The 19,761-nt window shown below is 64.7% G+C and carries 23 protein-coding genes; 10 read left to right on the top strand and 13 right to left on the bottom strand.

Annotated elements, in window-relative coordinates; translation table 11 throughout:
* Positions 1 to 43 precede the first annotated feature (43 nt).
* Together ACXJKC_RS12885 and ACXJKC_RS12880 are read left to right on the top strand one after the other, a co-directional pair.
* Positions 44 to 1,114, top strand: a complete 1,071-nt coding sequence (locus ACXJKC_RS12885) for a carboxylate-amine ligase (RefSeq protein WP_456697129.1) — start codon at positions 44 to 46, stop codon at positions 1,112 to 1,114.
* Positions 1,115 to 1,180: 66 nt separating this feature from the next.
* The gene (locus ACXJKC_RS12880; RefSeq protein WP_456697128.1) at positions 1,181 to 1,660 is read left to right on the top strand and encodes a hypothetical protein; all 480 of its coding nucleotides are present in this window, start codon (positions 1,181 to 1,183) and stop codon (positions 1,658 to 1,660) included.
* Here the strand turns inward: ACXJKC_RS12880 and ACXJKC_RS12875 are convergent.
* Genes ACXJKC_RS12875 through ACXJKC_RS12865 form a run of 3 tightly spaced genes read right to left on the bottom strand, consistent with a single transcriptional unit; the run spans position 1,647 to position 5,569 of the window.
* Positions 1,647 to 4,001, bottom strand: a complete 2,355-nt coding sequence (locus ACXJKC_RS12875; RefSeq protein ID WP_456697127.1) for an ATP-dependent DNA ligase — start codon at positions 3,999 to 4,001, stop codon at positions 1,647 to 1,649. The genes ACXJKC_RS12880 and ACXJKC_RS12875 overlap by 14 nt on opposite strands.
* Positions 4,002 to 4,015: 14 nt before the next feature.
* Complete coding sequence (ku, locus tag ACXJKC_RS12870; protein WP_456697126.1) at positions 4,016 to 4,843, bottom strand: non-homologous end joining protein Ku; 828 nt, start codon at positions 4,841 to 4,843, stop codon at positions 4,016 to 4,018.
* 3 nt (positions 4,844 to 4,846) lie between these two features.
* Positions 4,847 to 5,569: a winged helix-turn-helix transcriptional regulator gene (locus tag ACXJKC_RS12865; RefSeq protein ID WP_456697125.1), complete on the bottom strand. Its 723-nt coding sequence runs from the start codon at positions 5,567 to 5,569 to the stop codon at positions 4,847 to 4,849.
* Between the two features lie 143 nt (positions 5,570 to 5,712).
* Between ACXJKC_RS12865 and ACXJKC_RS12860 the strand changes: the two genes are divergently transcribed.
* Together ACXJKC_RS12860 and ACXJKC_RS12855 are read left to right on the top strand one after the other, a co-directional pair.
* On the top strand, positions 5,713 to 6,537 hold the full coding sequence (locus tag ACXJKC_RS12860) for a class I SAM-dependent methyltransferase (RefSeq protein ID WP_456697124.1): 825 nt from the start codon (positions 5,713 to 5,715) through the stop codon (positions 6,535 to 6,537).
* Positions 6,538 to 6,592: 55 nt separating this feature from the next.
* On the top strand, positions 6,593 to 7,228 hold the full coding sequence (locus ACXJKC_RS12855; protein ID WP_456697123.1) for a TetR/AcrR family transcriptional regulator: 636 nt from the start codon (positions 6,593 to 6,595) through the stop codon (positions 7,226 to 7,228).
* Here ACXJKC_RS12855 and ACXJKC_RS12850 read toward each other — a convergent pair whose 3' ends face one another.
* From ACXJKC_RS12850 to ACXJKC_RS12830, 5 genes are all read right to left on the bottom strand, one after another.
* Complete coding sequence (locus ACXJKC_RS12850; RefSeq protein ID WP_456697122.1) at positions 7,229 to 7,729, bottom strand: hypothetical protein; 501 nt, start codon at positions 7,727 to 7,729, stop codon at positions 7,229 to 7,231.
* Positions 7,730 to 7,911: 182 nt separating this feature from the next.
* Entirely contained in the window at positions 7,912 to 8,583 is a 672-nt protein-coding gene (locus ACXJKC_RS12845) for a DUF222 domain-containing protein (protein WP_456697121.1), read from the bottom strand.
* Positions 8,584 to 8,701: 118 nt separating this feature from the next.
* Positions 8,702 to 9,712, bottom strand: a complete 1,011-nt coding sequence (locus ACXJKC_RS12840) for a LacI family DNA-binding transcriptional regulator (RefSeq protein ID WP_456697120.1) — start codon at positions 9,710 to 9,712, stop codon at positions 8,702 to 8,704.
* A gap of 106 nt (positions 9,713 to 9,818) precedes the next feature.
* On the bottom strand, positions 9,819 to 10,667 hold the full coding sequence (locus ACXJKC_RS12835) for a PfkB family carbohydrate kinase (RefSeq protein ID WP_456697119.1): 849 nt from the start codon (positions 10,665 to 10,667) through the stop codon (positions 9,819 to 9,821).
* Positions 10,664 to 11,416, bottom strand: a complete 753-nt coding sequence (locus ACXJKC_RS12830; RefSeq protein ID WP_456697118.1) for a YggS family pyridoxal phosphate-dependent enzyme — start codon at positions 11,414 to 11,416, stop codon at positions 10,664 to 10,666. Before ACXJKC_RS12830 ends, ACXJKC_RS12835 begins: the two co-directional genes overlap by 4 nt.
* A gap of 32 nt (positions 11,417 to 11,448) precedes the next feature.
* Between ACXJKC_RS12830 and ACXJKC_RS12825 the strand changes: the two genes are divergently transcribed.
* Complete coding sequence (locus ACXJKC_RS12825; protein ID WP_456697117.1) at positions 11,449 to 12,762, top strand: aminotransferase class I/II-fold pyridoxal phosphate-dependent enzyme; 1,314 nt, start codon at positions 11,449 to 11,451, stop codon at positions 12,760 to 12,762.
* Positions 12,763 to 12,764: 2 nt separating this feature from the next.
* On the opposite strand, the gene ACXJKC_RS12820 is transcribed toward ACXJKC_RS12825, so the two are convergent.
* Complete coding sequence (locus ACXJKC_RS12820; RefSeq protein WP_456697116.1) at positions 12,765 to 13,970, bottom strand: MFS transporter; 1,206 nt, start codon at positions 13,968 to 13,970, stop codon at positions 12,765 to 12,767.
* A gap of 118 nt (positions 13,971 to 14,088) precedes the next feature.
* Here ACXJKC_RS12820 and ACXJKC_RS12815 point away from each other — a divergent pair, with 118 nt between their 5' ends.
* The 4 genes from ACXJKC_RS12815 to ACXJKC_RS12800 all read left to right on the top strand — a co-directional run bounded on the left by ACXJKC_RS12815 (position 14,089) and on the right by ACXJKC_RS12800 (position 17,332).
* On the top strand, positions 14,089 to 14,553 hold the full coding sequence (locus ACXJKC_RS12815) for a MarR family winged helix-turn-helix transcriptional regulator (RefSeq protein WP_456697115.1): 465 nt from the start codon (positions 14,089 to 14,091) through the stop codon (positions 14,551 to 14,553).
* A 74-nt stretch (positions 14,554 to 14,627) separates the two neighbouring features.
* The gene (locus ACXJKC_RS12810; protein WP_456697114.1) at positions 14,628 to 15,464 is read left to right on the top strand and encodes a sigma-70 family RNA polymerase sigma factor; all 837 of its coding nucleotides are present in this window, start codon (positions 14,628 to 14,630) and stop codon (positions 15,462 to 15,464) included.
* 83 nt (positions 15,465 to 15,547) lie between these two features.
* A complete protein-coding gene (locus tag ACXJKC_RS12805; RefSeq protein WP_456697113.1) occupies positions 15,548 to 15,784 on the top strand; it encodes a DUF1059 domain-containing protein in 237 nt (78 codons plus the stop codon).
* Positions 15,785 to 15,877: 93 nt separating this feature from the next.
* A complete protein-coding gene (locus ACXJKC_RS12800) occupies positions 15,878 to 17,332 on the top strand; it encodes an MFS transporter (protein WP_456697112.1) in 1,455 nt (484 codons plus the stop codon).
* A gap of 72 nt (positions 17,333 to 17,404) precedes the next feature.
* On the opposite strand, the gene ACXJKC_RS12795 is transcribed toward ACXJKC_RS12800, so the two are convergent.
* The 3 genes from ACXJKC_RS12795 to ACXJKC_RS12785 are packed head-to-tail and all read right to left on the bottom strand — an operon-like array spanning position 17,405 to position 18,623.
* Positions 17,405 to 17,635, bottom strand: coding sequence for a hypothetical protein (locus ACXJKC_RS12795; protein ID WP_456697111.1), 231 nt, complete (start codon positions 17,633 to 17,635; stop codon positions 17,405 to 17,407).
* Between the two features lie 44 nt (positions 17,636 to 17,679).
* Entirely contained in the window at positions 17,680 to 18,504 is an 825-nt protein-coding gene (locus ACXJKC_RS12790) for a DUF72 domain-containing protein (protein WP_456697110.1), read from the bottom strand.
* Complete coding sequence (locus ACXJKC_RS12785) at positions 18,501 to 18,623, bottom strand: hypothetical protein (RefSeq protein WP_456697109.1); 123 nt, start codon at positions 18,621 to 18,623, stop codon at positions 18,501 to 18,503. The genes ACXJKC_RS12790 and ACXJKC_RS12785 overlap by 4 nt, the downstream gene beginning before the upstream one ends.
* 224 nt (positions 18,624 to 18,847) lie before the next feature.
* Here ACXJKC_RS12785 and ACXJKC_RS12780 point away from each other — a divergent pair, with 224 nt between their 5' ends.
* Positions 18,848 to 18,991: a hypothetical protein gene (locus tag ACXJKC_RS12780; protein WP_456697108.1), complete on the top strand. Its 144-nt coding sequence runs from the start codon at positions 18,848 to 18,850 to the stop codon at positions 18,989 to 18,991.
* Between the two features lie 69 nt (positions 18,992 to 19,060).
* Here ACXJKC_RS12780 and ACXJKC_RS12775 read toward each other — a convergent pair whose 3' ends face one another.
* Complete coding sequence (locus ACXJKC_RS12775) at positions 19,061 to 19,732, bottom strand: GAF and ANTAR domain-containing protein (protein WP_456697107.1); 672 nt, start codon at positions 19,730 to 19,732, stop codon at positions 19,061 to 19,063.
* Between the last annotated feature and the right edge of the window lie 29 nt (positions 19,733 to 19,761).

The raw sequence follows: 19,761 nt of genomic DNA, 5'->3' as shown, positions 1-19,761 counted from the left end.
TGTGCTTGACCGACGTGCTGCGGGGTACCTCACGCGAGTGAGCATGCGCCAAGTAGGGGTTGAGGAGGAGATGCTCCTGTTGGATCCTCTGACTCGCCGTCTCAGACCCGCCTCCGAGGACGTCGTCGACCACCGTGGCAGCACCGAGCACGAGCTTTTCTTGGAACAGGTCGAAACCCAATCGGAGCCCCACGTCGATCTGCAGGACGTGCGGCGCGATCTGGCCCGCGCCAGGTCGGACGCGGCCGCCTCCGCACGCGCCGCCGGGGCGAGGCTCGCCGCGGTACCGCTTCCGGTACTGCCCGATCACGACGGACAAGTCACTCCCAAGGAACGGTACCGGCTGATGTTGGCCGAGTTCGCTGAGATCGGTCGCGACGCGATTGCCTGCGGCACCCACGTCCACGTCGAGATCAGTGACGACGACGAAGGCGTCGCCGTCATCGACCGGCTTCGTGCGTGGTTGCCGTTGGTGCTCGCTCTGTCGGCCAACTCGCCGTACTTCCGGGGCACCGACACGGGTCATGCCAGCTGGCGAGCCCAAGTGTGGGACACCTGGCCCTCGGCCGGACCGATCGAACCGTTCGGCGGAGCATTCGAATATCGTGCCGCCGTAGCGGATCTGGTCGCATCAGGGGCCGCGATCGACGAAGCCATGGTCTACTTCGATGCTCGGCTCGCACGTTCATATCCCACCGTCGAGATCCGGGTCGCCGATGTCTGCACTGATCTCGACGACACACTCGTGGTGGCGGCGATCGTCCGTGGCCTCGTCGAGACACAATCTGCGATGTGGCGCCGTCTTACGCCGGTTCCGAGGTGGCGAGTCGATCTCCTGCGCGCGGCCCGCTGGCAAGCGCGACGCAATGGCCTCGACGGACAGCTGATTGATCCCACGACAGGAAAACTCGTGACCGCCGCCAGGGCTCTCGCGACGCTGATGCAGTCGATCGAGCCGGCGCTGCGGGACGCGGGCGATTTCGATCTGGTCCGCGAGGGCGTCGAGCGACTGTTGCGCGATGGCACCGGTGCGGCGCGGCAGCGTGCCGTGGCCGGTTCGCAGTTCGATCTGGTGGCCGTAGTCGACGATGTGATCGCGCGAACCGCGCACTAGGACGTGTATCACGGCGGCGATCGGGTACGGGACGAACGCTCACGACCAACCGACGAAGGACGACATATGACCGCGCTGGCCGCTTATCTGCAGACACATCTGGCCGGATCGCGAGCCGGGATCGACCTGTTCGCCCGGAGCGCGAAAGGACAACTAGACCCCGAAATCGGCAAGGAACTCAGAGATATCCGCCGCGAAGTCATCGAGGAGCGTGATCAGCTGCAACAGATCATGCAGGCACTCGACGTCGACGAGAACCTCGTGCGCTCGACGGCCGCCCGGATCGGCGAGCGGGTCGCCCGGCTCAAGCCGAACGGCAGCCTGCTGCACCGCACGCGGTTGACCGATCTGGTCGAGACCGAGGCACTGCGCATTGCGGTATCGGGCAAGCAGGCCGGGTGGGAGGCACTGTTGACGATCAGCGATCTGGTGCCCGAACTCGACCGCGAACAGCTCGAGCGGCTCGTCAGCCAGGGTAAGGATCAACTGGAGCGGCTCGGTGAGCTCCATGCCATCGTCGCTCGGAGGGCGCTCACTCCTGAGTGACGTCGTCGGGTGATTTATCGGGCCGCAGGCCGCGCCAGCTCGGCTGTCGGAGGATCTGGCTGTCGGTCCACTCCGCGAACGTCACTTCGCCGACCAAACGCGGTGTGACCCACCGGGCATCGCGGACGACCTCGGCCGGAACATCGTCGAACGGGCTGGTCTTGCGGCCCGAGGATTCGAGTTCGCGCTTGAGCCGTTCGAGCGTGCGCTGGTCGAAACCGGTGCCGACCCTCCCGACGTACCTCAGCCCGGATCCGTCGGGGATGCCGACGAGCAGGGAGCCGATCGTATCGGCGCGCGCGCCGTTTCCGGGACGCCAGCCGCCGATGACGACCTCCTGCATCCGCTGATGTTTGATCTTGATCCAGGACGACGAGCGTTTCCCCGGTTGGTACCGACTGTTGCATCGCTTCGCGAGGACGCCCTCGAGGCCCAGATCCTGGCTGACGCTCACGGCCTCGTCGAGTGTGCCGACGAAAGCCTCCGGCACACGGACGCTGCCGTCGTCGAGTGCCAATGCGAGCAGGGCCGAACGCCGGTCGGTGTACCCCGCTGACAGCAGGGATTTGCCGTGTGAGCGCAGCACGTCGAAAGCCAGATAGTGGGTGGCGACACGTCGACGGGCCTTGGCGACGTCCGCAGGAGAGGTCAGACCCATCCGTTGCTGGAGTCGACCGAAATTCGGTCTGCCGGACTTCTCGAACGCGACGATCTCGCCGTCGAGGACCGTGTCCTCCAACCCCGTGGCCGCGAGCGCTTCGACCACTTCGGGATATGTCACGGTCACGTCGATGCCGTTGCGGGTGAACAGCCCGACATCGGTGCCGTCGATCACCGCGACCGCACGGATACCGTCCCACTTCATCTCGTACGCCCAGTCGCCGTCCCGCTTGACCGCACGCGGCTCGCCCACCGTCGCAAGCATGGGTTTAATGAAGACGTCCTTCATCGGCCGCTTGATCGTCTCGATCTCGTCCTCGATCCTCATCCGGTGGATCAGCCAGTTCTCGCCGGTGCGGATCAGGGCATATTTGCGGCTTCCTCCCAGTCCGCCGTCGGCACGGCCCGTCAGGGTCGCGATGACCTCCTTGCCTTCTCGCCACTTGTGCAGTTCGTAGGTTCCCGCGTCCCAGATCGTGACTTCTCCCCCGCCGTACTCGCCCTTGGGGATCGTGCCCTCGAACGTTCCGTATTCCAGCGGATGATCCTCGGTCTGCACCGCGAGGTGATTCTTGGCCGGGTCCTCCGGCACCCCTTTCGGCAACGCCCACGACACCAAGACGCCGTCGCGTTCCAGACGGAAATCCCAATGAAGTCGTCGCGCATGGTGTTCCTGGATCACGAACGAGTTGCCGTCAGTGGCTTCCGGCGGATGCTGTGGCACGGGTTCGGGAGTCTTCTTGGCATCGCGCATCGAACGATAGCTCGCGAGTCGGTCATCTGCCGGCTTCTCGGCGGCCAGATCTGCCATGGGATCCTTACGGCGCTTCATCCTCGCGATGACCTGGTCGAGAGTCAGTTGTTGCAGATCGTCATCCATCTCCCGCCACGTGCGCGGCGTGGCCACGCGCGGTTCGAACGTCCCGCGCAGCGAATACGGCGCGACGGTCGTCTTGCTCGCATTGTTCTGGCTCCAGTCGACCAGGACCTTGTCGCCTCTCACGCTCTTGCTCATCGACGAGACGACCAGATCAGGCAACTCCGACTCCAGCGCCTGCGCCAGCTGCTTGGCGAACTTGTTGATGTAGTCCGCGTCGTATGTACCGTCCAGACCCGCGTACAGGTGGATACCTTTGCTGCCGCTGGTCACCGGATATGCCGTGAGGTCGAGCTCTCGCAACATCGCGCGTGCCCGTTTGGCCACCTCCACGCATTCGGGCAGACCGGCTCCGGGCCCAGGATCCAGGTCGAGCACCAGACGGTCGGGATTCTGCTGCGTGCCCTGCCGGTTGACCCGCCACTGGGGCACGTGCAGTTCCAACGCGCCGACCTGGCCGGCCCACGCCAGAGCGGCCGCATCGGCGAAGACCGGGTAGACGTTGGTGTGGGTCTTGTGCTGGATCTGCACCCGCCTGATCCAGTTCGGGGCGGAGTCCGGCAGATTCTTCTCGAAGAACACATCGCCGGGACGGTCCGGGGTGCCGACGCCGTCGACCCAGCGTTTCCGGGTGACGATCCGCCCGGCCACATGCGGCAACATGAACGGCGCGATCTGCATGTAGTAGGCCAAGACATCGGCCTTCGTCGTCCCCGTCGCGGGATACAGCACCTTGTGCGGATGCGTCAGCCGAAGTCGATGACCTTCGACCGACACGGTCTGCGAGTCACTTTTGCCCGCCACGTTCGCACCTGGGCTCAAGCGCGCTTACGCGCGGTCTTCTTGGCCTTGGGCGCCGACTTCTTGGCCTTCTGATCGACACTCCGCTTGAGCGCCTCCATGAGATCCAGGACATCGGCCTCCTCGTCGTCGGGCGCTTTGCCAAACGTCGCTGCGGTGTCGAGGTCTTCGCCCTTCTCCAATTTGGCTTCGATCAGGGTACGCAGTTGTTCTTGGTACTCATCGGTGAAGGCGGCACTGTCGAAGTCCGTCGCAAGGGAGTCGACGAGCTGTCCGGCCATGTCACGCTCCTTGGCGCTGATGCGCGGTGTGTTCGCCAGCACATCGAACGAGGGAGCACGCACCTCGTCGTCCCACAGCAGCGTCTGCAACAACAAGACATTGTCGCGGACCCGCATCGCGGCGAGCCGGGTCTTTTGGCGGAGCGCGAACCGGACGACCGCGGTGCGGTCGGTGTCCTCGAGGACCCGACGCAGCAAGGTGTACGGCTTCAGCGCCTTCTCGTCGGGTTCGAGATAGTAGCTGCGATCGAGACGCAGCACGTCGATCTGGTCGGCCGGGACGAATTCGACGACCTCGATCTCGTGACTGCGCTCGGCCGGCAATGACTCGAGATCCTCCTCGGTGAGCACGACTGTGCGTTCACCATCGTCGTATGCCTTGTCGATATCGGCGTATGCCACCACTTCGCTGCACACATCGCAGCGACGTTGATAGTGGATTCGGCCGCCGTCGGCAGCGTGCACCTGATGCAGTTTGACGTCGTGGCTCTCCGTGGCGCTGTATACCTTGACCGGCACACTCACCAGGCCGAAGCTGATATTTCCCTTCCAGATCGCGCGCATGCCTCATCCAATCCCAGACGCCGCGACAGCGCCACCGGAACGCTGTTTCCGTGCCGGCCGAGCGATGGCGGCCAGCTCCATCTGCCCGAGCCACACCGGAATATTCCGGGTCACCTGCGGCGGACCGGTGAGCACCACTTGACCTTTTTGCATGGCCGTCATCCATCGGCGATCACCGCGCCAGATCTCGATCATGGTGCGGAGACTGGTCGAGACCGTTGCCGCGATCTCGAATCCCGGGTCGTAGTCGCAGACATCGGCCTCGGCGTCGCTGACGCAAAGCCACCACCGGGCGGCGTGCGGCGCGATGTCGTCGAAGCTGAACTCGAGGACCGTCCGCCCGGGTGGCCAGGTGCCGACGGGCACGGTGCGGCGAATATCCCACATCAGCAGGTGGGGATCGAGATCCTCGGTGCCGAGTTCGCCGATCCAGCGCACTCCCCACGCACCGAGGGACTCCACGATCGGACGCAGCTCCTGCCCACACTGCGTCAGCCGATAGCTCGTACGTCCTGCCGCGTCACCCGTGCGAGTCACGACCCCGACCCGTTCCAGCGTACGGAGGCGCTTGGACAGCAAAGCCGGCGACATTCTCGGATTGCCTCGGCGCAGCTCGTTGAAATGGGTGCTTCCGGCCAGCAGCTCCCGGATCACGAGCAGCGTCCATCGCTCATCGAGGACTTCCATGGCTTTGGCCACCGGACAGAACTGGCCGTAGGACGTCATGTCGGCTCCCTGCGTTCGTTGGGGTTGGCCTCCCTGACCTCCCAGTACACCCCCGATCGGGCGACTAGTACAGATCTGGCACTGGCGCGATTGCCGTCTTCGAGCGACTTTGGAGACGTCCCGTCAATCACCTAGGAGTCAGCATGGACGAACAGGCAACTGCCCCTCCCGATCTGAAAGTCAGGCACCGCGCGATGTGGGCGCTGGGCAACTATCCCTCTGTCGCAACCGATGTCATCGCCGATCTCGGCGAGACTCTCGTGGCTGCGACTGGCATCTCGGCTGATGACCGGGTACTCGACATCGCGGCCGGCTCCGGAAATGCCTCGATCCCGGCAGCCCGTACCGGCGCCGAGGTCACCGCCAGCGATCTGACCCCCGAACTTCTCGAGTGTGGAAAACGTGAGGCGACGGCACAAGGACTCGAGTTGACCTGGGAGGTCGCCGATGCCGAGGACCTGCCCTACCGTGATGGCGAATTCGACGTCGTCATCTCATGTGTCGGCATCATGTTCGCGCCCTTCCATCACCGCAGTGCCGACGAAATGCTGCGGGTTGTGCGCCCCGATGGCCGGATCGGCCTGATCTCGTGGACCCCTGAGGGCTTCATCGGCCAGATGTTCGCCGCCATGAAGCCCTTTGCCCCGGCTCCGCCGCCCGGCGCAACGCCACCGCCTCGTTGGGGCGATGAGACGCATGTGCGTGAGCTGCTCGGTGACCGCGTCCACGATGTGCGGGCTCACCGCGAGAACCTCTTGGTCGACGCCTTCGCCACGCCGGAGGGATATCGCGACTTCTTCAAGGAACGCTACGGGCCGACAATCGCGGTCTACCGAGCGATCGCCGACCAGCCGGAGCGTGTCGCCGAACTCGATGAAGCCCTTGCCGAGCTCGGACGGCGTCACCACAGGCCAGACGGCACGATGCTCTGGGAGTACTTGCTGTTGACTGCTCACCGATCGGGTTGAGGCCACTCGGGAGGTTGAATCCGTCCGTCAGGTCGGAGGTGGCAAGGTGGATCGCGTGACTTCGCCGAAATCTGCCGTCCAGCAATCCACCTCCGACGCCCCCGGACGCCTCAGGGCTGTCGCGGCGGAGGTGTTCGCCGAGTTCGGCTGGCGCGACTCCACGATCGACCATCTCTGCGCACGCGCCGGTGTACCGGCCAGCACGTTCTACGACGTGTACGAGACCGTCGACGATCTGTTCGTCGAGATGTACCGCGAACGAGGCGACGAGCTGCTGGAACTGACCCGCCTTGCGCTTGCTCCGATGGCCTCTGCCGCCGGCGGCGCGGTCGACAGTGCGATCGAGACGGTTGCCACGGCGATCGCGACGACTGCCGGTGATCGCACCTGGTGGATCCTGACCACGGAGTACATGCTGCGGGCCGTGCGTCACCCCGACGCCGCACGCACGTACCTGGATCTGCGGCGATCCTCGCGGACCGCCATGGTCGCGGTGGTCGAGGACGCCTTCCGGTCTGCAGGCGTCGACCGTCCCGCCGACGCCACGACGTTGGTCGATGCCATGACAGCGATTCACCGCGGCGCCGTCACGCACCACTTCCTCGACCCTGAGACGCATCCGGCCGAGGAGATGGATCGGCTCGTCTGGCCTGCTCTCGTGCAGACCTTCACCCAGCCGACGAGCCCGTAATCAGGGTCGCCAGCGGTGGTTGCGTTGCCACAGCGTTGATCCGGGTGGCCGGTATTCGATGTGGCCGGCGGTGCTGAGTCTGATCGACCACGGTTCGGAATGGATGAGTCGGTGGTGGTGGGGGCAGATGAGCAGCCCGTCGTCGAGGGTGGTGGTGGCGCCTTTGGCCCAGTCCATCCGCCAGTGATGGCCTTCGGTCTGTTCCGGTGGCCGATCGCATCCCGGGAACGTGCACCCGTGATCACGGGCAGCCAGAGCCTGTTTTTGAGCCTTGGTGAACAGCCGTTGTTCATGCCCATGATCCAACGGCAGCGATTTGCCACCGAAAACTTGCGGAATGATCCCGTACTGACAGGCCATCAGCCTCGCCTGGGCTGCTGAGATCCTAGTTCCGGTCGACAACGTCGCAGCTTTGATCCCACGAATCAGAGTGTCGAGGTCGAGCCGCACCATCAACGTCGCACCCAGGCCACTACGCCCGGGCAGAAGATGGCCGGGCAACCTGGAGCAGAGTTCGGCAAACCCCACACCCATCCGGGTCCGGCCCTTCGAGACGCTCGCTTCGCTCGCTCCTCAGGGACCCGTTCATGTCCCTGGCGGTGGTTGAGGAGCTGTTGGGGGCACCTCCCGCGAGCGTAGCGAGTGGGGGCGGGACGAGCAGCGTCTCGAAACCAGCAGCCAGATCAACCTGATTCGGCCTGCGCATCGGGCAGTTTGAACCCACCGCTGGTGGTGCCGTCACCGTTGGGTTTCATCCAAAACTCCGAAGCCTTCCAGGCCCGCTTCTCCTGGGCCTCGAGGTTCTCGTTCTCGTCCTTATCGACCTCAGGCTCTGGTTTGAACCGGTCAGTGATCCGCTTGGAACGCGACTTCAAGTCTTTGAGGTTGTACTTCGACGCATCACCGATCAGCGCCTCTTCACACGCCTTCTTCTGCTCCTCAGTGGTGCCATCGGGTAGATCGCCGATCGCACCGGCAATGATCCCGGCCTGCTTCTCACCGATCTGCCCATCCGCCAAGGCTTCTTCTGTCGACGGTGCGTCTTCGAGCGCTTGGCCCTGTTTGACCATCGCCTCAGCAGAACGTCGGTCGCCACCAAAAGAACCGGCCAACATCGCACCCGTCGACGTGGCACCTGACTTCTTCGCCAAACCAGACGCCTCCAAGGCCCGCGCCGCAGCCAACTGGTGCGCCTTGACCCGCGCCTCAGCCCGCATCAGACGTTCAGCCAGACCACGCACCAACTCCGGTTCCAACCCCGCCCACGCGGCGATCGGCATCCGATCCAAACCATCCTCGATCGCCACAACCCCACCCGACAACGGGTCAGGCAACGAAGCAAGAACAGCCGACACGGGCAACCTCCAAAGCGGAATCTACAACCCGAAATCCCTACAATTCCGGTGCACAAACCACTCTGCCCCACACCTCAGACACTCACTTTTCGAGCGACCGAAGTTATCCACAACCGCCCTAGCGAGTCGTGCTGGCCCGCACCTGCAGCTTGCTCGGCACGATAACCGGAGTCGTGACTTCGCGGCCCTGGATGCGAGCGATCAACAGTTCGACCGCTGCCGCAGTCTGCTCCGTCGGACGTAGGTCGACCGCCGTGACTGTGGGAGTGCTCTCGCGGGCCTCACGTCCGTCATTGCCGCAGACGAGCAGGATGTCATCGGGTATTCGCAGCCCACGTTCCAGACATGCCCTGGCGATGCCGCTGCTGTACCTCTCGGCGGGGGCATAGAACGCGTCTGGTGGTTCGGGACCGTCGAGCAGCACTCCGGCCGCCTCCCAGGCATCGCGTTGATCGAACCGCACCGGCACGACGACGCGAACCTGATCCTGTCCGCGCGCATCGCACCAGTCGGCGTAGGTCGCGTCGATGTCGGTCGACCAACCGCGGGTCCAGTCCGTCGCTACCAAGGCGATGCGCCGCGCTCCTTGATCGCGAAGGTGATCGAGGACCTGGCGGGTGTTCGACACATTGTCGCCGGCGACGTAGTAGGTCCAATCGGGACGCCCACCGTCTCGTTCGATCGTCACGACCGGCACGTCGATGCTTTCCAGCACGTCGATGAGCGGATCGCCGCCCACCGGATCGCATAGCAAGACCCCGTCGGGATTGACTCGCGCCCAATCCGTCGCGGTCTTGAGTTCCGGCGGCAGAATCAGGGGCCTGTTGTGCACGAAGGCCGTTGAAGCCGCCGCAGCCGCGATCTGCACGTAATAGTCGAGACCCAGGATCTCGGCCGGCATCCCCTGACTCTGCCGGGGCACGACCAGGGCGATCGCACCGGTGCGGCCGCTTCGCAAGGCCTGAGCTGTCGCGCTGGGCCGATAGCCCAGCTGCTCAGCCGTGGCCTGCACCCGCGTGATCGTCGCGGCACTGACCTTTCCCTTGCCGTTGAGGGCATGCGAAACCGTCGTCACTGAGACCCCTGCACCCCGCGCGACATCGCGAATTGTGACCCGAGAATTATTCACGCTGACAGCCTACTCGGGCCGACATTCCAGTGAGTTGTCAAAAGAGACTTACTGACACTTTTCGGTCCGACGCAGATGTGCCGATCAACCGAAGTTCAGGGCAATGTCATACACGGGGTTCTTGGCGGATGCGCACCGCAGTAGCCTCCGCTGCCTGCCGAGCTGCGTCCGTCAGCGCGTCCCCGTCCAAGAGACCCGCGATCAACGCCGCGGTGAACGTGTCACCGACCCCGGCAGGGCTGCCGGGCAGGAGCGGATGGGTCAGCAGATCGGCTGACTCATGGGAGAGCACGAGTTCGCCGATGAGCTGGGAGCCGGTCGAGTCGCCGAGCGCCTCTCCGCGCAGGCCCGTGACCACGATCCACTGCGTGCGGGCCGACAACAGCGTGCGAGCCGCCTCGGTGATCGACTCCAGCTGGTTCAGCGCTTCCGGCGTCGTGCCGGTCAACTGAGCCAGTTCGAACAGATTCGGAGTGATGGCCCAGGCCTGAGGGACCAGCAGATCCCGCAATGGCTCGACCAGCCGCGGGTCGTTGTAGAAGCCCAGCCCGACATCGCCCAGAGTCGGATCGAGGATCAATCGGATGTCTGCCAGAGATGCCGGTCCGCTACGGCGCCAGTCGACGAGCACATGTGCTTGATCGACGGTCGCGAGATATCCGATGCTGATGGCTCGGAGCTGATCGAGGGCCCCGCTGGCATGCAGATCCATGAGGGTGTCGGCCAGCCACGATGCCGACATATCGGTGCGGTGCACCGACGGATAGTGCGGCAATACGCTGAGGATCGTGGTCGGCACCGACGCATATCGCAGCCCACGATCGTCGAACACCGGCAAGGTGGCGTTGAGTCCGACTCGCCCGTATGTCAGTTGGGAGCCGATCGCGAGAACGTCCGCGAGTCTCTGATCGAGCTCGAGGCTGCGGACTTCCGGCACGTCCCAAGTAGCGCTCATCGCTCGACGGGCCAGTAGTGGTCATTGGTCGTGTTGCGAGCGCCGAAGATGGCCTGCCCGACGCGGACGCAGTCGGCACCTTCCTCGACGGCGGCCTCGTAGTCACCCGACATGCCCATCGACAGATATCCCGGGCCGGTCAGGTCGGGGTCCTGCTCGCGCGCGCGGTCTCGGACGTCCCGCAGGACCCGGAAGCACGCACGTACCCGGTCGGTGTCGTCGGTGAACAGCGCCAAGGTCATGAAGCCGCGCACCCGCAGACTCGCGTAGGCAGGCAGTTCGCGTAGGAACCCGGGAACATCGTCCGGCGCGAGACCGAACTTCGACTCTTCGGCGGAGGTGTTGACCTGGACGTACACATCCAGTCCCCGCCCGGCTGCTTGCAGACGACGGTCGAGCGCCGCGGCGGCACGCAGGCTGTCCAAGGCCTGGAACTCGGAGGCGAATGCGGCGACATCGCGTGCCTTGTTGGTCTGGAGGTGGCCGATCACGGACCATCGCACATCCAAGTCGGCGAGATTGGCGTGTTTGCGTGCGGCTTCTTGCACCTTGTTCTCGCCGAGCTCGGTACAACCGGCCGCAACCGCGAGTCGTACCCGCTCCTCCGGAACGGTCTTGCTCACCGGCAGCAACCGCACGTCATCGGCGGAACGTCCCGCCCGAGTGGCCGCAGCGGCGATATTCGCCCGGACGGCGGAGAGGTTGGCACGGAACTCGTCCACGGTCGTCGCCGGAGGGTAACTTGGCATAGGTCAAATCTAACATGGCCTAGACTGGGCAGATGCCGAGCTCGATCCAGGGAAAGACCGCTGCCGACATCGCCGGCAGCATTCGCACACTCGTCGACAGCGGCGCTCTCGCAGCCGGCGCGGGACTTCCGCCATCTCGCGAACTCGCTGTCCGGCTCGGCGTGAACCGCAACACCGTCGTCTCGGCATATCGCCAACTGTCGGTGGCTGGAGTCGCCGTGACCAATCGCGGCGGGGGCACGACGATCGCCCCGACGACGAGAGTGACCGAGGAGGGCTTCTCCCCCGACACCGCCCTTCGCGACATCAGCAGCGGCAACCCGGACCGGGATCTGCTGCCCGATCCCGCCCGAGTGCGCCTGAGCCCCGCGCGTCCACCAGTGCTCTACGGGGAGTCGACGATAGACCCGGATCTCGCCGAGTGGGCGGACCGCTGGTTCAGCTTCGACCAGCCCCGTCCGTTCCGGTTGACCGTGACCAACGGGGCTGTCGACGCGATCGAGAAACTTCTTGACCAAGCACTCAGCCACGGAGATGCCGTCGCATTGGAAGACCCGTGCTTCCTGACCAGCATCAACGCCGTTCGCCGGGCCGGCTACCGGCCCGTCCCGGTGCCGATCGACGCGGAAGGCATGACGGCCGACGGATTGCGCCAGGCGCTCGAAGCAGGCGTGCGCGCAGTGGTGTGCACACCCCGCGCGCACAACCCCACCGGCGTCAGCCTCTCTGCCCGGCGTGCGGGTGAGCTACAAGACGTTCTCGCGGACTATCCGCACGTCCTGGTCATCGAGGACGACCACTTCTCGCTCCTGTCCACGTCCGAATATCGGACGATCATCGCCGCGAGCCATGAACGGTGGGCACTCGTACGATCGATGTCGAAGTTCCTGGGTCCGGATCTGCGGATCGCTCTGGTCGTCAGCGACGAAGGCACCGCGCAACGGTTCGCGAGCCACATCAGCGCCGGCAGCAAGTGGGTCAGTCACCTCCTGCAACGCACGGCCCACGCGATGCTCGCCGATGAGCAGGTCCGCGAAACGGTCACGACCGCCGCAACGCACTACCGCACTCAAAACGCCCGCTTCATCCGGCTGCTGGGCGAACGCGGCATCAGCTCGATCGGGACCGATGGGCTCAATGTGTGGGTCGACGCCAGCGCGGGCGGTGACGCCCACACAGTGGCAGCCCGGTTGGCGCGACTCGGCTGGGTCGTGCGCACCGGAGACAGTTTCGCCCTGACACCCGCTTCAGGAAGCGGCCGACTCCGGATGACCGTCCACGCCCTGGACGACGACTCGGCGGCCTTGCTCATCGATTCCGTTGTCGAGTCCGTCGCTGCCCCGTAGACCTACCGCTGGGCCACGACGATGGATTGGTCCGCTCGACTGCTGCGAGTGGTGCCATCCTTCTCGGCACGACGCTCCAATGCACCTGACAAGACCGCGATCGCGAGCGCTCCGGCCACCAGAAGGGCCCCGACCCAATTGGGCGCGGTGTAGCCGAGACCTGCCGCGATCACGACCCCGCCGAGCCATGCGGCCAGGGCATTGCCCAAGTTGAAGGCACCGATGTTGACCGCAGAAGCCAGCGTGGGTGCACCGCTGGCCTGATCCAGCACCCGCTTCTGCAGGGGCGGGACTGTGGCGAAGCCGAGGGCGCCGACCAGGGTGATGCTGATGGCCGAGAGCACTTTGTCGTGCGCCGTGAAGGTGAAGAGTCCGAGCACGATCGCGAGTCCGCCCAGCGAGGCGTACAGAAATGGCATCAGGGCACGGTCCGCATACCTGCCGCCGATCAGATTGCCCCCGACCATTCCGCTGCCGAACAACACGAGCAGCCAGGTCACCGCACCTTCGGAGTAACCGGCGACCTCAGTCATCATGGGCGCGATGTACGTGATGGCCGCGAAGACTCCGCCGAATCCGAGCACCGTCATGAGCATCGCCAAGACAACCTGGACATTACGGAAGGCCGCCAGCTCATGGCGCACGCGCACATCGCTCTCCCGCGGGGCGAAGGGCACGAGGGTCGCGACGCCGATCATCGCGATGACGCCGAGCCCGGCCACCAGGACGAACGTTGTGCGCCAACCGATCTCCTGCCCCACATAGGTTCCCAACGGGACTCCGACCACATTGGCCAGTGTGAGCCCCGTGAACATCGTGGCGATCGCCCCGGCCCGCTTGTCAGGGGCCACCAGACCTGCCGCGACGACCGATCCGATACCGAAGAACGTGCCGTGGGCCAGCGAGGCGACGAGCCGTCCGGCCACCATGACCTCGAACGTCGGCGCGAAAGCCGTGAGGAGATTGCCGATCACGAAGATGCCCATCAGCGCCGTCAACATCTGTTTGCGCGAGATCCTGGTGCCCAGGATCGTCAGCAGCGGCGCTCCGATCAACACTCCGAGTGCATAGCCCGTGACAAGCCAACCGGCTGTGGGGATCGAGACTCCGAAATCGGCCGAGACGCCGGGCAGCAGACCCATAATGACGAATTCCGTGGTGCCGATCGCGAACGCTCCTACAGCGAGGGCGAGCAGTGCTAATGGCACAATGAGCCTTTCCAGACGAACGATGGTTACCGTTGACGACAATAGTTGCAGGCGCGGGTTAATGCAAACGACGATTATTGCTGTTTGGTATCTTTGTCCCGTAGAAGGAAGGGAACCCATGACCGCAACAGATCCGGCCATGACGGCTCTGGCCGACGGATGGTGGAGCCTGTCGCTGCTCCACGGAACGATCGAATCGCGGATCGAGCGGGCGCTTCAGGCCGAGCACGATCTCAGCGTCCGTGAGTTCTCGCTCCTCGACGTACTGAGCCGCCAGCATCCGGGCGACGGTGGGCACCTGCAGATGAATCAGGTCGCGGTCGCGGTCGTGCTGAGCCAGAGTGCGACGACCCGGCTCGTGAGCAGACTCGAGGATCGTGGCCTCCTCGCCCGATATCTGTGCCCGACCGACCGTCGAGGCATCTACACCGATGTGACCGACAAGGGATTCGAGCTTCTCGAAGCCGCACGCCCGACCCACGATCAGGCTCTCCGGTCAGCACTCGACGATGCTGCCGAAAACAAGGACCTCGAACCCTTGGTCCGGGCCGTCGAAAGTCTCTCCTCGGCCAAGTCGGCCTGACCCCCGGTCGGTCACACTCGCCCCGTCTCTCGCGTCAGTAAGGTGACCAGCAGAGAGACCGAAAGGTGTAGGCCGTGGACCAGACCGAGCAATTCGAGGCCGAACGACCTCGCCTGATAGGAATCGCGAGCCGGGTGCTCGGTGACCACGCCGAGGCCGAGGACGTCGTCCAGCAGGCCTGGTTGCGTCTGCATGGCACCCACAGCCAGATCGACAGTCTGCCGGCCTGGCTGACCACCGTGACGACCCGTCTGTGCCTCGACCGGTTGCGCTCGCGCACCCCGGTACCCACAGAGGAAGTCGACCCCGGCGAGACCGTCAGCGATCCGGCCGACGACATCGCCCTGGCCGACACCGTCGGTATCGCACTGCATGTCGTGCTCGACCGGCTCTCCCCCCGCGAGCGGGTCGCCTTCGTGCTCCACGACAGCTTCGGTTTCGAGTTTCCGACCATCGCGGGAGTGCTCGACACGAGCCCGGCGGCGGCGCGCAAGCTGGCTTCGCGGGCACGGGCCAAGGTCTCCCAACCCCACTCGGAGGACCGTCTGGCCGATTGGGAAGTCGTCGATGCGTTCATGGCTGCCGCCAAGAGCGGTGACTTCGACAGATTGCTGCAACTCCTCGCACCCGACGCGAGCATCAGTGCTGATGATGCTGCGATCCGAGCAGGCACACCGCAGCAGATCGTGGGACGCGGCGAAGTCGCCGCTTTCTTCAACGGCAGCGCTCACGCCGCGCTACCGGTCTTCATCGGCGAGCAGCCCGGCAGCGCGTGGTTCCACCTCGGCGACGCCAAAGTTGTCTTCGACTTCACGATCGGGGACGGGCAGGTGCAGGCCATCACGTTCCGCGCCGCGCCCGAGGTGTTGTCGCGGGTCGTGCGCCGTGACGGCGGAAAGTCCCGCGACTGACCCGGTCACACTCGGTCCCTCCCATTCGTCAGAACAGTAAGAACCAGAAACACACCACAGCAACACACCACAAGGAGATCACCATGAAGACCATGACCTGCCGAGCCCTCGGAGGCCCCTGCGACCTCGAGCACCATGGCGAGACTGCCGACGACGTCATCAACGCCCAGGACCGGCATCTCAAGGAAGCCGAGAAAGCCGGCGACGCCTCCCACCAGGAAGCACGCAATGCCATGAAGGGCCGCTGGCGTCACCCCAAGAAGTCGCTGGGTTGGTACAACGACACCAAGAAAGCCTTCGCCGAGCTGCCCGAGGACTGACAACGCGGACGGGAGCAAGCGCCTGTCAGTGGCTGTCAGTCGTGGCAGCGCGATGACAGCCACTTGCCAGCGCACGAAGCCAGACTGGTCGACATGACTGCCACCGAACTGTCGTCCGCATCTCGCACCTATCCCTCATTGCGCGCGGCGTGGATCCCTCTGACCGCCCTGTGTCTGGCATTTTTCGTCGAGATGGCCGACAACACTCTGCTGACGATCGCCTTGCCGACGATCGGCCGCGACCTCGGCAGCGGCACGACCGCACTGCAATGGGTCACGGGCGTGTACTCGCTGACGTTCGGCGGTCTGCTGCTCACCGCTGGATCGATGGCCGACCGACTGGGAAGACGGCGCGTGCTCCTGGTCGGACTTTCGTTGTTCGGTCTGCTGAGCCTGTTGGTCCTGGCTGTCACAACCGCGGGAGAACTCATCGCCCTGCGTGCCGTGCTCGGTCTTGCCGCCGCGGCCATGGCACCCATCACCAGTTCGCTGGTTTTCCGTCTGTTCGACGACAAAGCGCTGCGGATGCGTGCCATGACCGTCATGATCATCGTCGGGATGTCCGGATTCATCCTCGGCCCGCTGCTCGGCGGCACCATGTTGGCTCATTTCCGTTGGGAATGGCTCCTGGTCGTCAACGCCCCGATCGCGTTGATAGCGTTCATCGGCGTCCGCCTCGGCGTACCGGCCGATCGACCGGAAGATCTGACCGACGACGCACTCGATCTGCCTGGAGCGGTGCTGAGCATCGTCACGATCGGCCTGGCCTGCTATTCACTGACCAGCGGTGTCGAGCACGGCTGGCTGTCCCCCGTCACGCTCGCCTCGATCTTCGGCTCGGTGGGCGCTGCGATCGCGTTCGTGCGACACGAGAATCGCACCGCATCGCCCATGCTGGATCTCGGCCTGTTCTCGAACGGCACAGTCCGCGGCGCCGCGATCGCCCAGATCGGGACATCGATCGCGATGGCCAGTGTCATGTTCGGGCTGATCTTGCACTTCCAGTACGCCTACGGCTGGAGCCCCATGAAAGCCGGTCTGGCCAATCTGCCGCTCATCGTGACGATGATCGCCGCGACGCCGGTGTCCGAATGGCTCGCGAGACGATTCGGCCACCGCATCGCCTGCCTGGTCGGGGCAGCCCTGCTCGCAAGTTCGCTGGGCGGTCTCGCGTGGGGTGTCGACCGAGGCTACGCGGTGATCGCGGTGTGCATGGTCGTCATGACGATCGGCCTGCGCACCGTCATGACGATCTGTGCGGTCGCGCTGATCGACGCGATGCCGAGCAACCGCACCTCGATCGGCGCGGCGCTCAACGACACCGCACAGGAAGTTGGTTCAAGTGTCGGCACGGCCGTGGTGGGCACCCTGATCGCCGTGATGGTCACGACACAGCTGCCCGCCGGGGCCTGGGACAGTGAACTGGTGGCCTCGTTCTTCCACGGGGAACGCGTCACGTACGCCATCTTGGCGGTAGTCGTCGGGCTGATCGCGGGAGTTGGCGCGCTGACGCTCACCGACTCCCACACCACAGAAGAACACGTCTGAGGGGCTCCCCACCGGGTTGCCGTTCGCCGATACACCCGCAGAAGCGCTCCGCCCCGGTAGCGGGCTGATCGGTCAGAGCCCGGATTCGTCGATCTCGTCGCCGGCCTTGTTCCGCACGATGGTCTGCAGCAGCGCTGTCACGGCACCGAGTATCGCCACGACGAAGGCTGCATAGACCCACATGCCGTGGAGCGCGACGATGCCGATGATCCCGGCGATGACCGCGATGACCGAGGCCGTCAGACCGATCGACCACCGCCGATTGATGACGAACAACTGGCGTCTGCGAGAACGTGGAGACATAACCTGGCTGTACCCGCCGATCCGCTGCGCATGCACGGGAGCTGTCACAACGATCCGTCGACACGCGCCATCAGCGCCATCGCGTCGAATGGCGCGCGAACCTTCATGTCATTGTCGAAATACACGTACACATCGGTCCCTTGATCGGACCACTTCCGCACGAGGTCAGCCCAACGATCCAGCGCCTCGTCGCCGTAGCCGCTCGCGTAGAGCTCGGTGTCACCGTGCAGGCGCACGTAGGCCAGATCGCTGGTGGTCTCTTTCAACAGCGGCCATTTGCCAGCGGTGTCGGCCACGACGACTGCGATGTCGTGCTCACGCAGCAGGTCGAGGAATCGCGGCGTCACGAATGAGTCGTGGCGTACCTCCAGAGCGTGGCGGATCGGCCGATCGCGGTCCGTCTCGAGCCAGGTTCGGCCCTCGACCCGGTCGTCGTGTTCGGTGGCGAGCTCGACCGCGGCAGTCGTCGTCCGCGGCAGCAGATCGAAGAAATCCCGGAGCCGGTCGGCGTCGAAACCGAACGTCGGAGGAAGCTGCCACAGCACGGGGCCCAGCTTTCGTCCCAGCGCGAGTGGGCCCGAAGCGAAGAAGTTCGCGAGGGGCTTTTCGACGTCAGCAAGTCGCTTCATATGGGTGATGAACCGGCCGCCCTTCAGCGCGAACACGAAGTCTTCAGGTGTGCGGTCACGCCAACTCGCATAGCTCTCGGGACGCTGCAAGGAATAGAACGACCCGTTGATCTCGATGCTGGTCATCCGGTCCGCAGCGTAGGCGAGCTCGTCGGCATGTCGGAGCCCCCGCGGATAGAACTCCCCGCGCCACGGCGGATAGAGCCACCCGGAGATGCCGATCCTGATGACCCCGGTCATCGTCCTGACTGTTGCGCCCGTCCGGAACGCTCGGGAGGATTCTCGTGGACTTCGTGCTCCGGATCCGGCGCAAGACCCGGATCGGCGTCGAAGTCTGGTTCGGCGGGTGTCTCGCTCATGGCATTCCTTTCGTAGGAGGGCCCCGACTCAGCGCCTCGACTGCACATCGTTGATGACCTGCGAAGCCCATCTCCTCTCCCGACGGTACCGCCGCCAGGATGGGCGGGCGACCGGTACCACGCGCGACTCTTTCCGCCGAGTCGGTGTAGATCGCGACGGTGCGGGTAAGCACTCCCATGACAGCGCAACCGCGACCCACAACACCTGCCAGGAGGAGAGAGTCATGTCCACATCGCCGCTGGACCCAGAACCCGGCACCGACCCAGGTGAAACTGACGATCCGTTCGCTGATCCGTCGGACTTACCAGATGACACACCCGATCTCGAACCGGAGTACGACGTGGTCCAGGTTCCTCTCGATGATTGACCCTCGCCCGTAGGGACCCGATACAGGGCAGACCAAGTGCGTTAAACAGTCAGCCGCTTGGCCTGTCCGCTAGGGGACCTGGCGAGACTTCACGATCTGCTCGGCGATCTCTCGCAGCGGATGGTTCGAGCATTGCGAGAACCGGCGAAGCACCGAAAAGGCCTGATCCGCGTCGATGTCGAAGCGCTCCATCAACATGCCCTGGGCCTGGCCGATCAGTGTTCGGGTCTCCAGCGCCTCCCGAAGCCCCCGTTCACTGCTCATGACCGCCATCAGTGCGGCACTCTGATCGGCCAGGATGTTGGCGAGTTCGACGTCGTCGGCATCGAATGCCTTCTCGCTGTGACTGTAGAGATTGAGCGCGCCGATCCGACGGCCTCGCCCATGCATCTCGGACGACAAGACACTGCTGATTCCGAGACGTGCGACCTCGGGTCCCCACCGTGGCCATCTGGAGTCGTTCCCGACACAGTCCGAGAGCACCGACCGTGACTCTTGAGCCGCATCGACGCACGGGCCTTCACGCAGTTGGTACTGGGCCGCATCCGCCTGGTTCACCTTCGGATGCGTCGCGCCGAGTGTCTCGAGGTGCCCACGCGAACGCAGCAGCGTTATCCCCCCGAAGCTCGCGCCCACAGCCTTGACGGCGTACAGAATCAGGTGCTCGGCGGTGTCGTTGAAGTCTTCCGCCTCGGTCAGACTAGCCGCGAACTCCGCGAACTTCTGCGCAAAACCGTCCATGAGCTGCTCCCGGCCCAAACGTTTCGGCG

Source organism: Aeromicrobium sp. P5_D10 (assembly GCF_054049535.1).
The sequence above is the reverse complement of the archived record's forward strand: the minus strand, read 5'-3'. Positions and strand labels throughout refer to the sequence as shown.

What these genes read in the sequence shown, in the direction of transcription:
- ACXJKC_RS12885 (WP_456697129.1), top strand. Translation starts at nt 44, where the DNA reads ATGCGCCAAGTAGGGGTTGAGGAGGAGATGCTCCTGTTGGATCCTCTG.
- ACXJKC_RS12880 (WP_456697128.1), top strand. Translation starts at nt 1,181, where the DNA reads ATGACCGCGCTGGCCGCTTATCTGCAGACACATCTGGCCGGATCGCGA.
- ku (WP_456697126.1), bottom strand. Translation starts at nt 4,843, where the DNA reads ATGCGCGCGATCTGGAAGGGAAATATCAGCTTCGGCCTGGTGAGTGTG.
- ACXJKC_RS12865 (WP_456697125.1), bottom strand. Translation starts at nt 5,569, where the DNA reads ATGACGTCCTACGGCCAGTTCTGTCCGGTGGCCAAAGCCATGGAAGTC.
- ACXJKC_RS12860 (WP_456697124.1), top strand. Translation starts at nt 5,713, where the DNA reads ATGGACGAACAGGCAACTGCCCCTCCCGATCTGAAAGTCAGGCACCGC.
- ACXJKC_RS12835 (WP_456697119.1), bottom strand. Translation starts at nt 10,667, where the DNA reads ATGAGCGCTACTTGGGACGTGCCGGAAGTCCGCAGCCTCGAGCTCGAT.
- ACXJKC_RS12830 (WP_456697118.1), bottom strand. Translation starts at nt 11,416, where the DNA reads ATGCCAAGTTACCCTCCGGCGACGACCGTGGACGAGTTCCGTGCCAAC.
- ACXJKC_RS12825 (WP_456697117.1), top strand. Translation starts at nt 11,449, where the DNA reads ATGCCGAGCTCGATCCAGGGAAAGACCGCTGCCGACATCGCCGGCAGC.
- ACXJKC_RS12815 (WP_456697115.1), top strand. Translation starts at nt 14,089, where the DNA reads ATGACCGCAACAGATCCGGCCATGACGGCTCTGGCCGACGGATGGTGG.
- ACXJKC_RS12805 (WP_456697113.1), top strand. Translation starts at nt 15,548, where the DNA reads ATGAAGACCATGACCTGCCGAGCCCTCGGAGGCCCCTGCGACCTCGAG.
- ACXJKC_RS12800 (WP_456697112.1), top strand. Translation starts at nt 15,878, where the DNA reads ATGACTGCCACCGAACTGTCGTCCGCATCTCGCACCTATCCCTCATTG.
- ACXJKC_RS12795 (WP_456697111.1), bottom strand. Translation starts at nt 17,635, where the DNA reads ATGTCTCCACGTTCTCGCAGACGCCAGTTGTTCGTCATCAATCGGCGG.
- ACXJKC_RS12790 (WP_456697110.1), bottom strand. Translation starts at nt 18,504, where the DNA reads ATGACCGGGGTCATCAGGATCGGCATCTCCGGGTGGCTCTATCCGCCG.
- ACXJKC_RS12785 (WP_456697109.1), bottom strand. Translation starts at nt 18,623, where the DNA reads ATGAGCGAGACACCCGCCGAACCAGACTTCGACGCCGATCCGGGTCTT.
- ACXJKC_RS12780 (WP_456697108.1), top strand. Translation starts at nt 18,848, where the DNA reads ATGTCCACATCGCCGCTGGACCCAGAACCCGGCACCGACCCAGGTGAA.
- ACXJKC_RS12775 (WP_456697107.1), bottom strand. Translation starts at nt 19,732, where the DNA reads ATGGACGGTTTTGCGCAGAAGTTCGCGGAGTTCGCGGCTAGTCTGACC.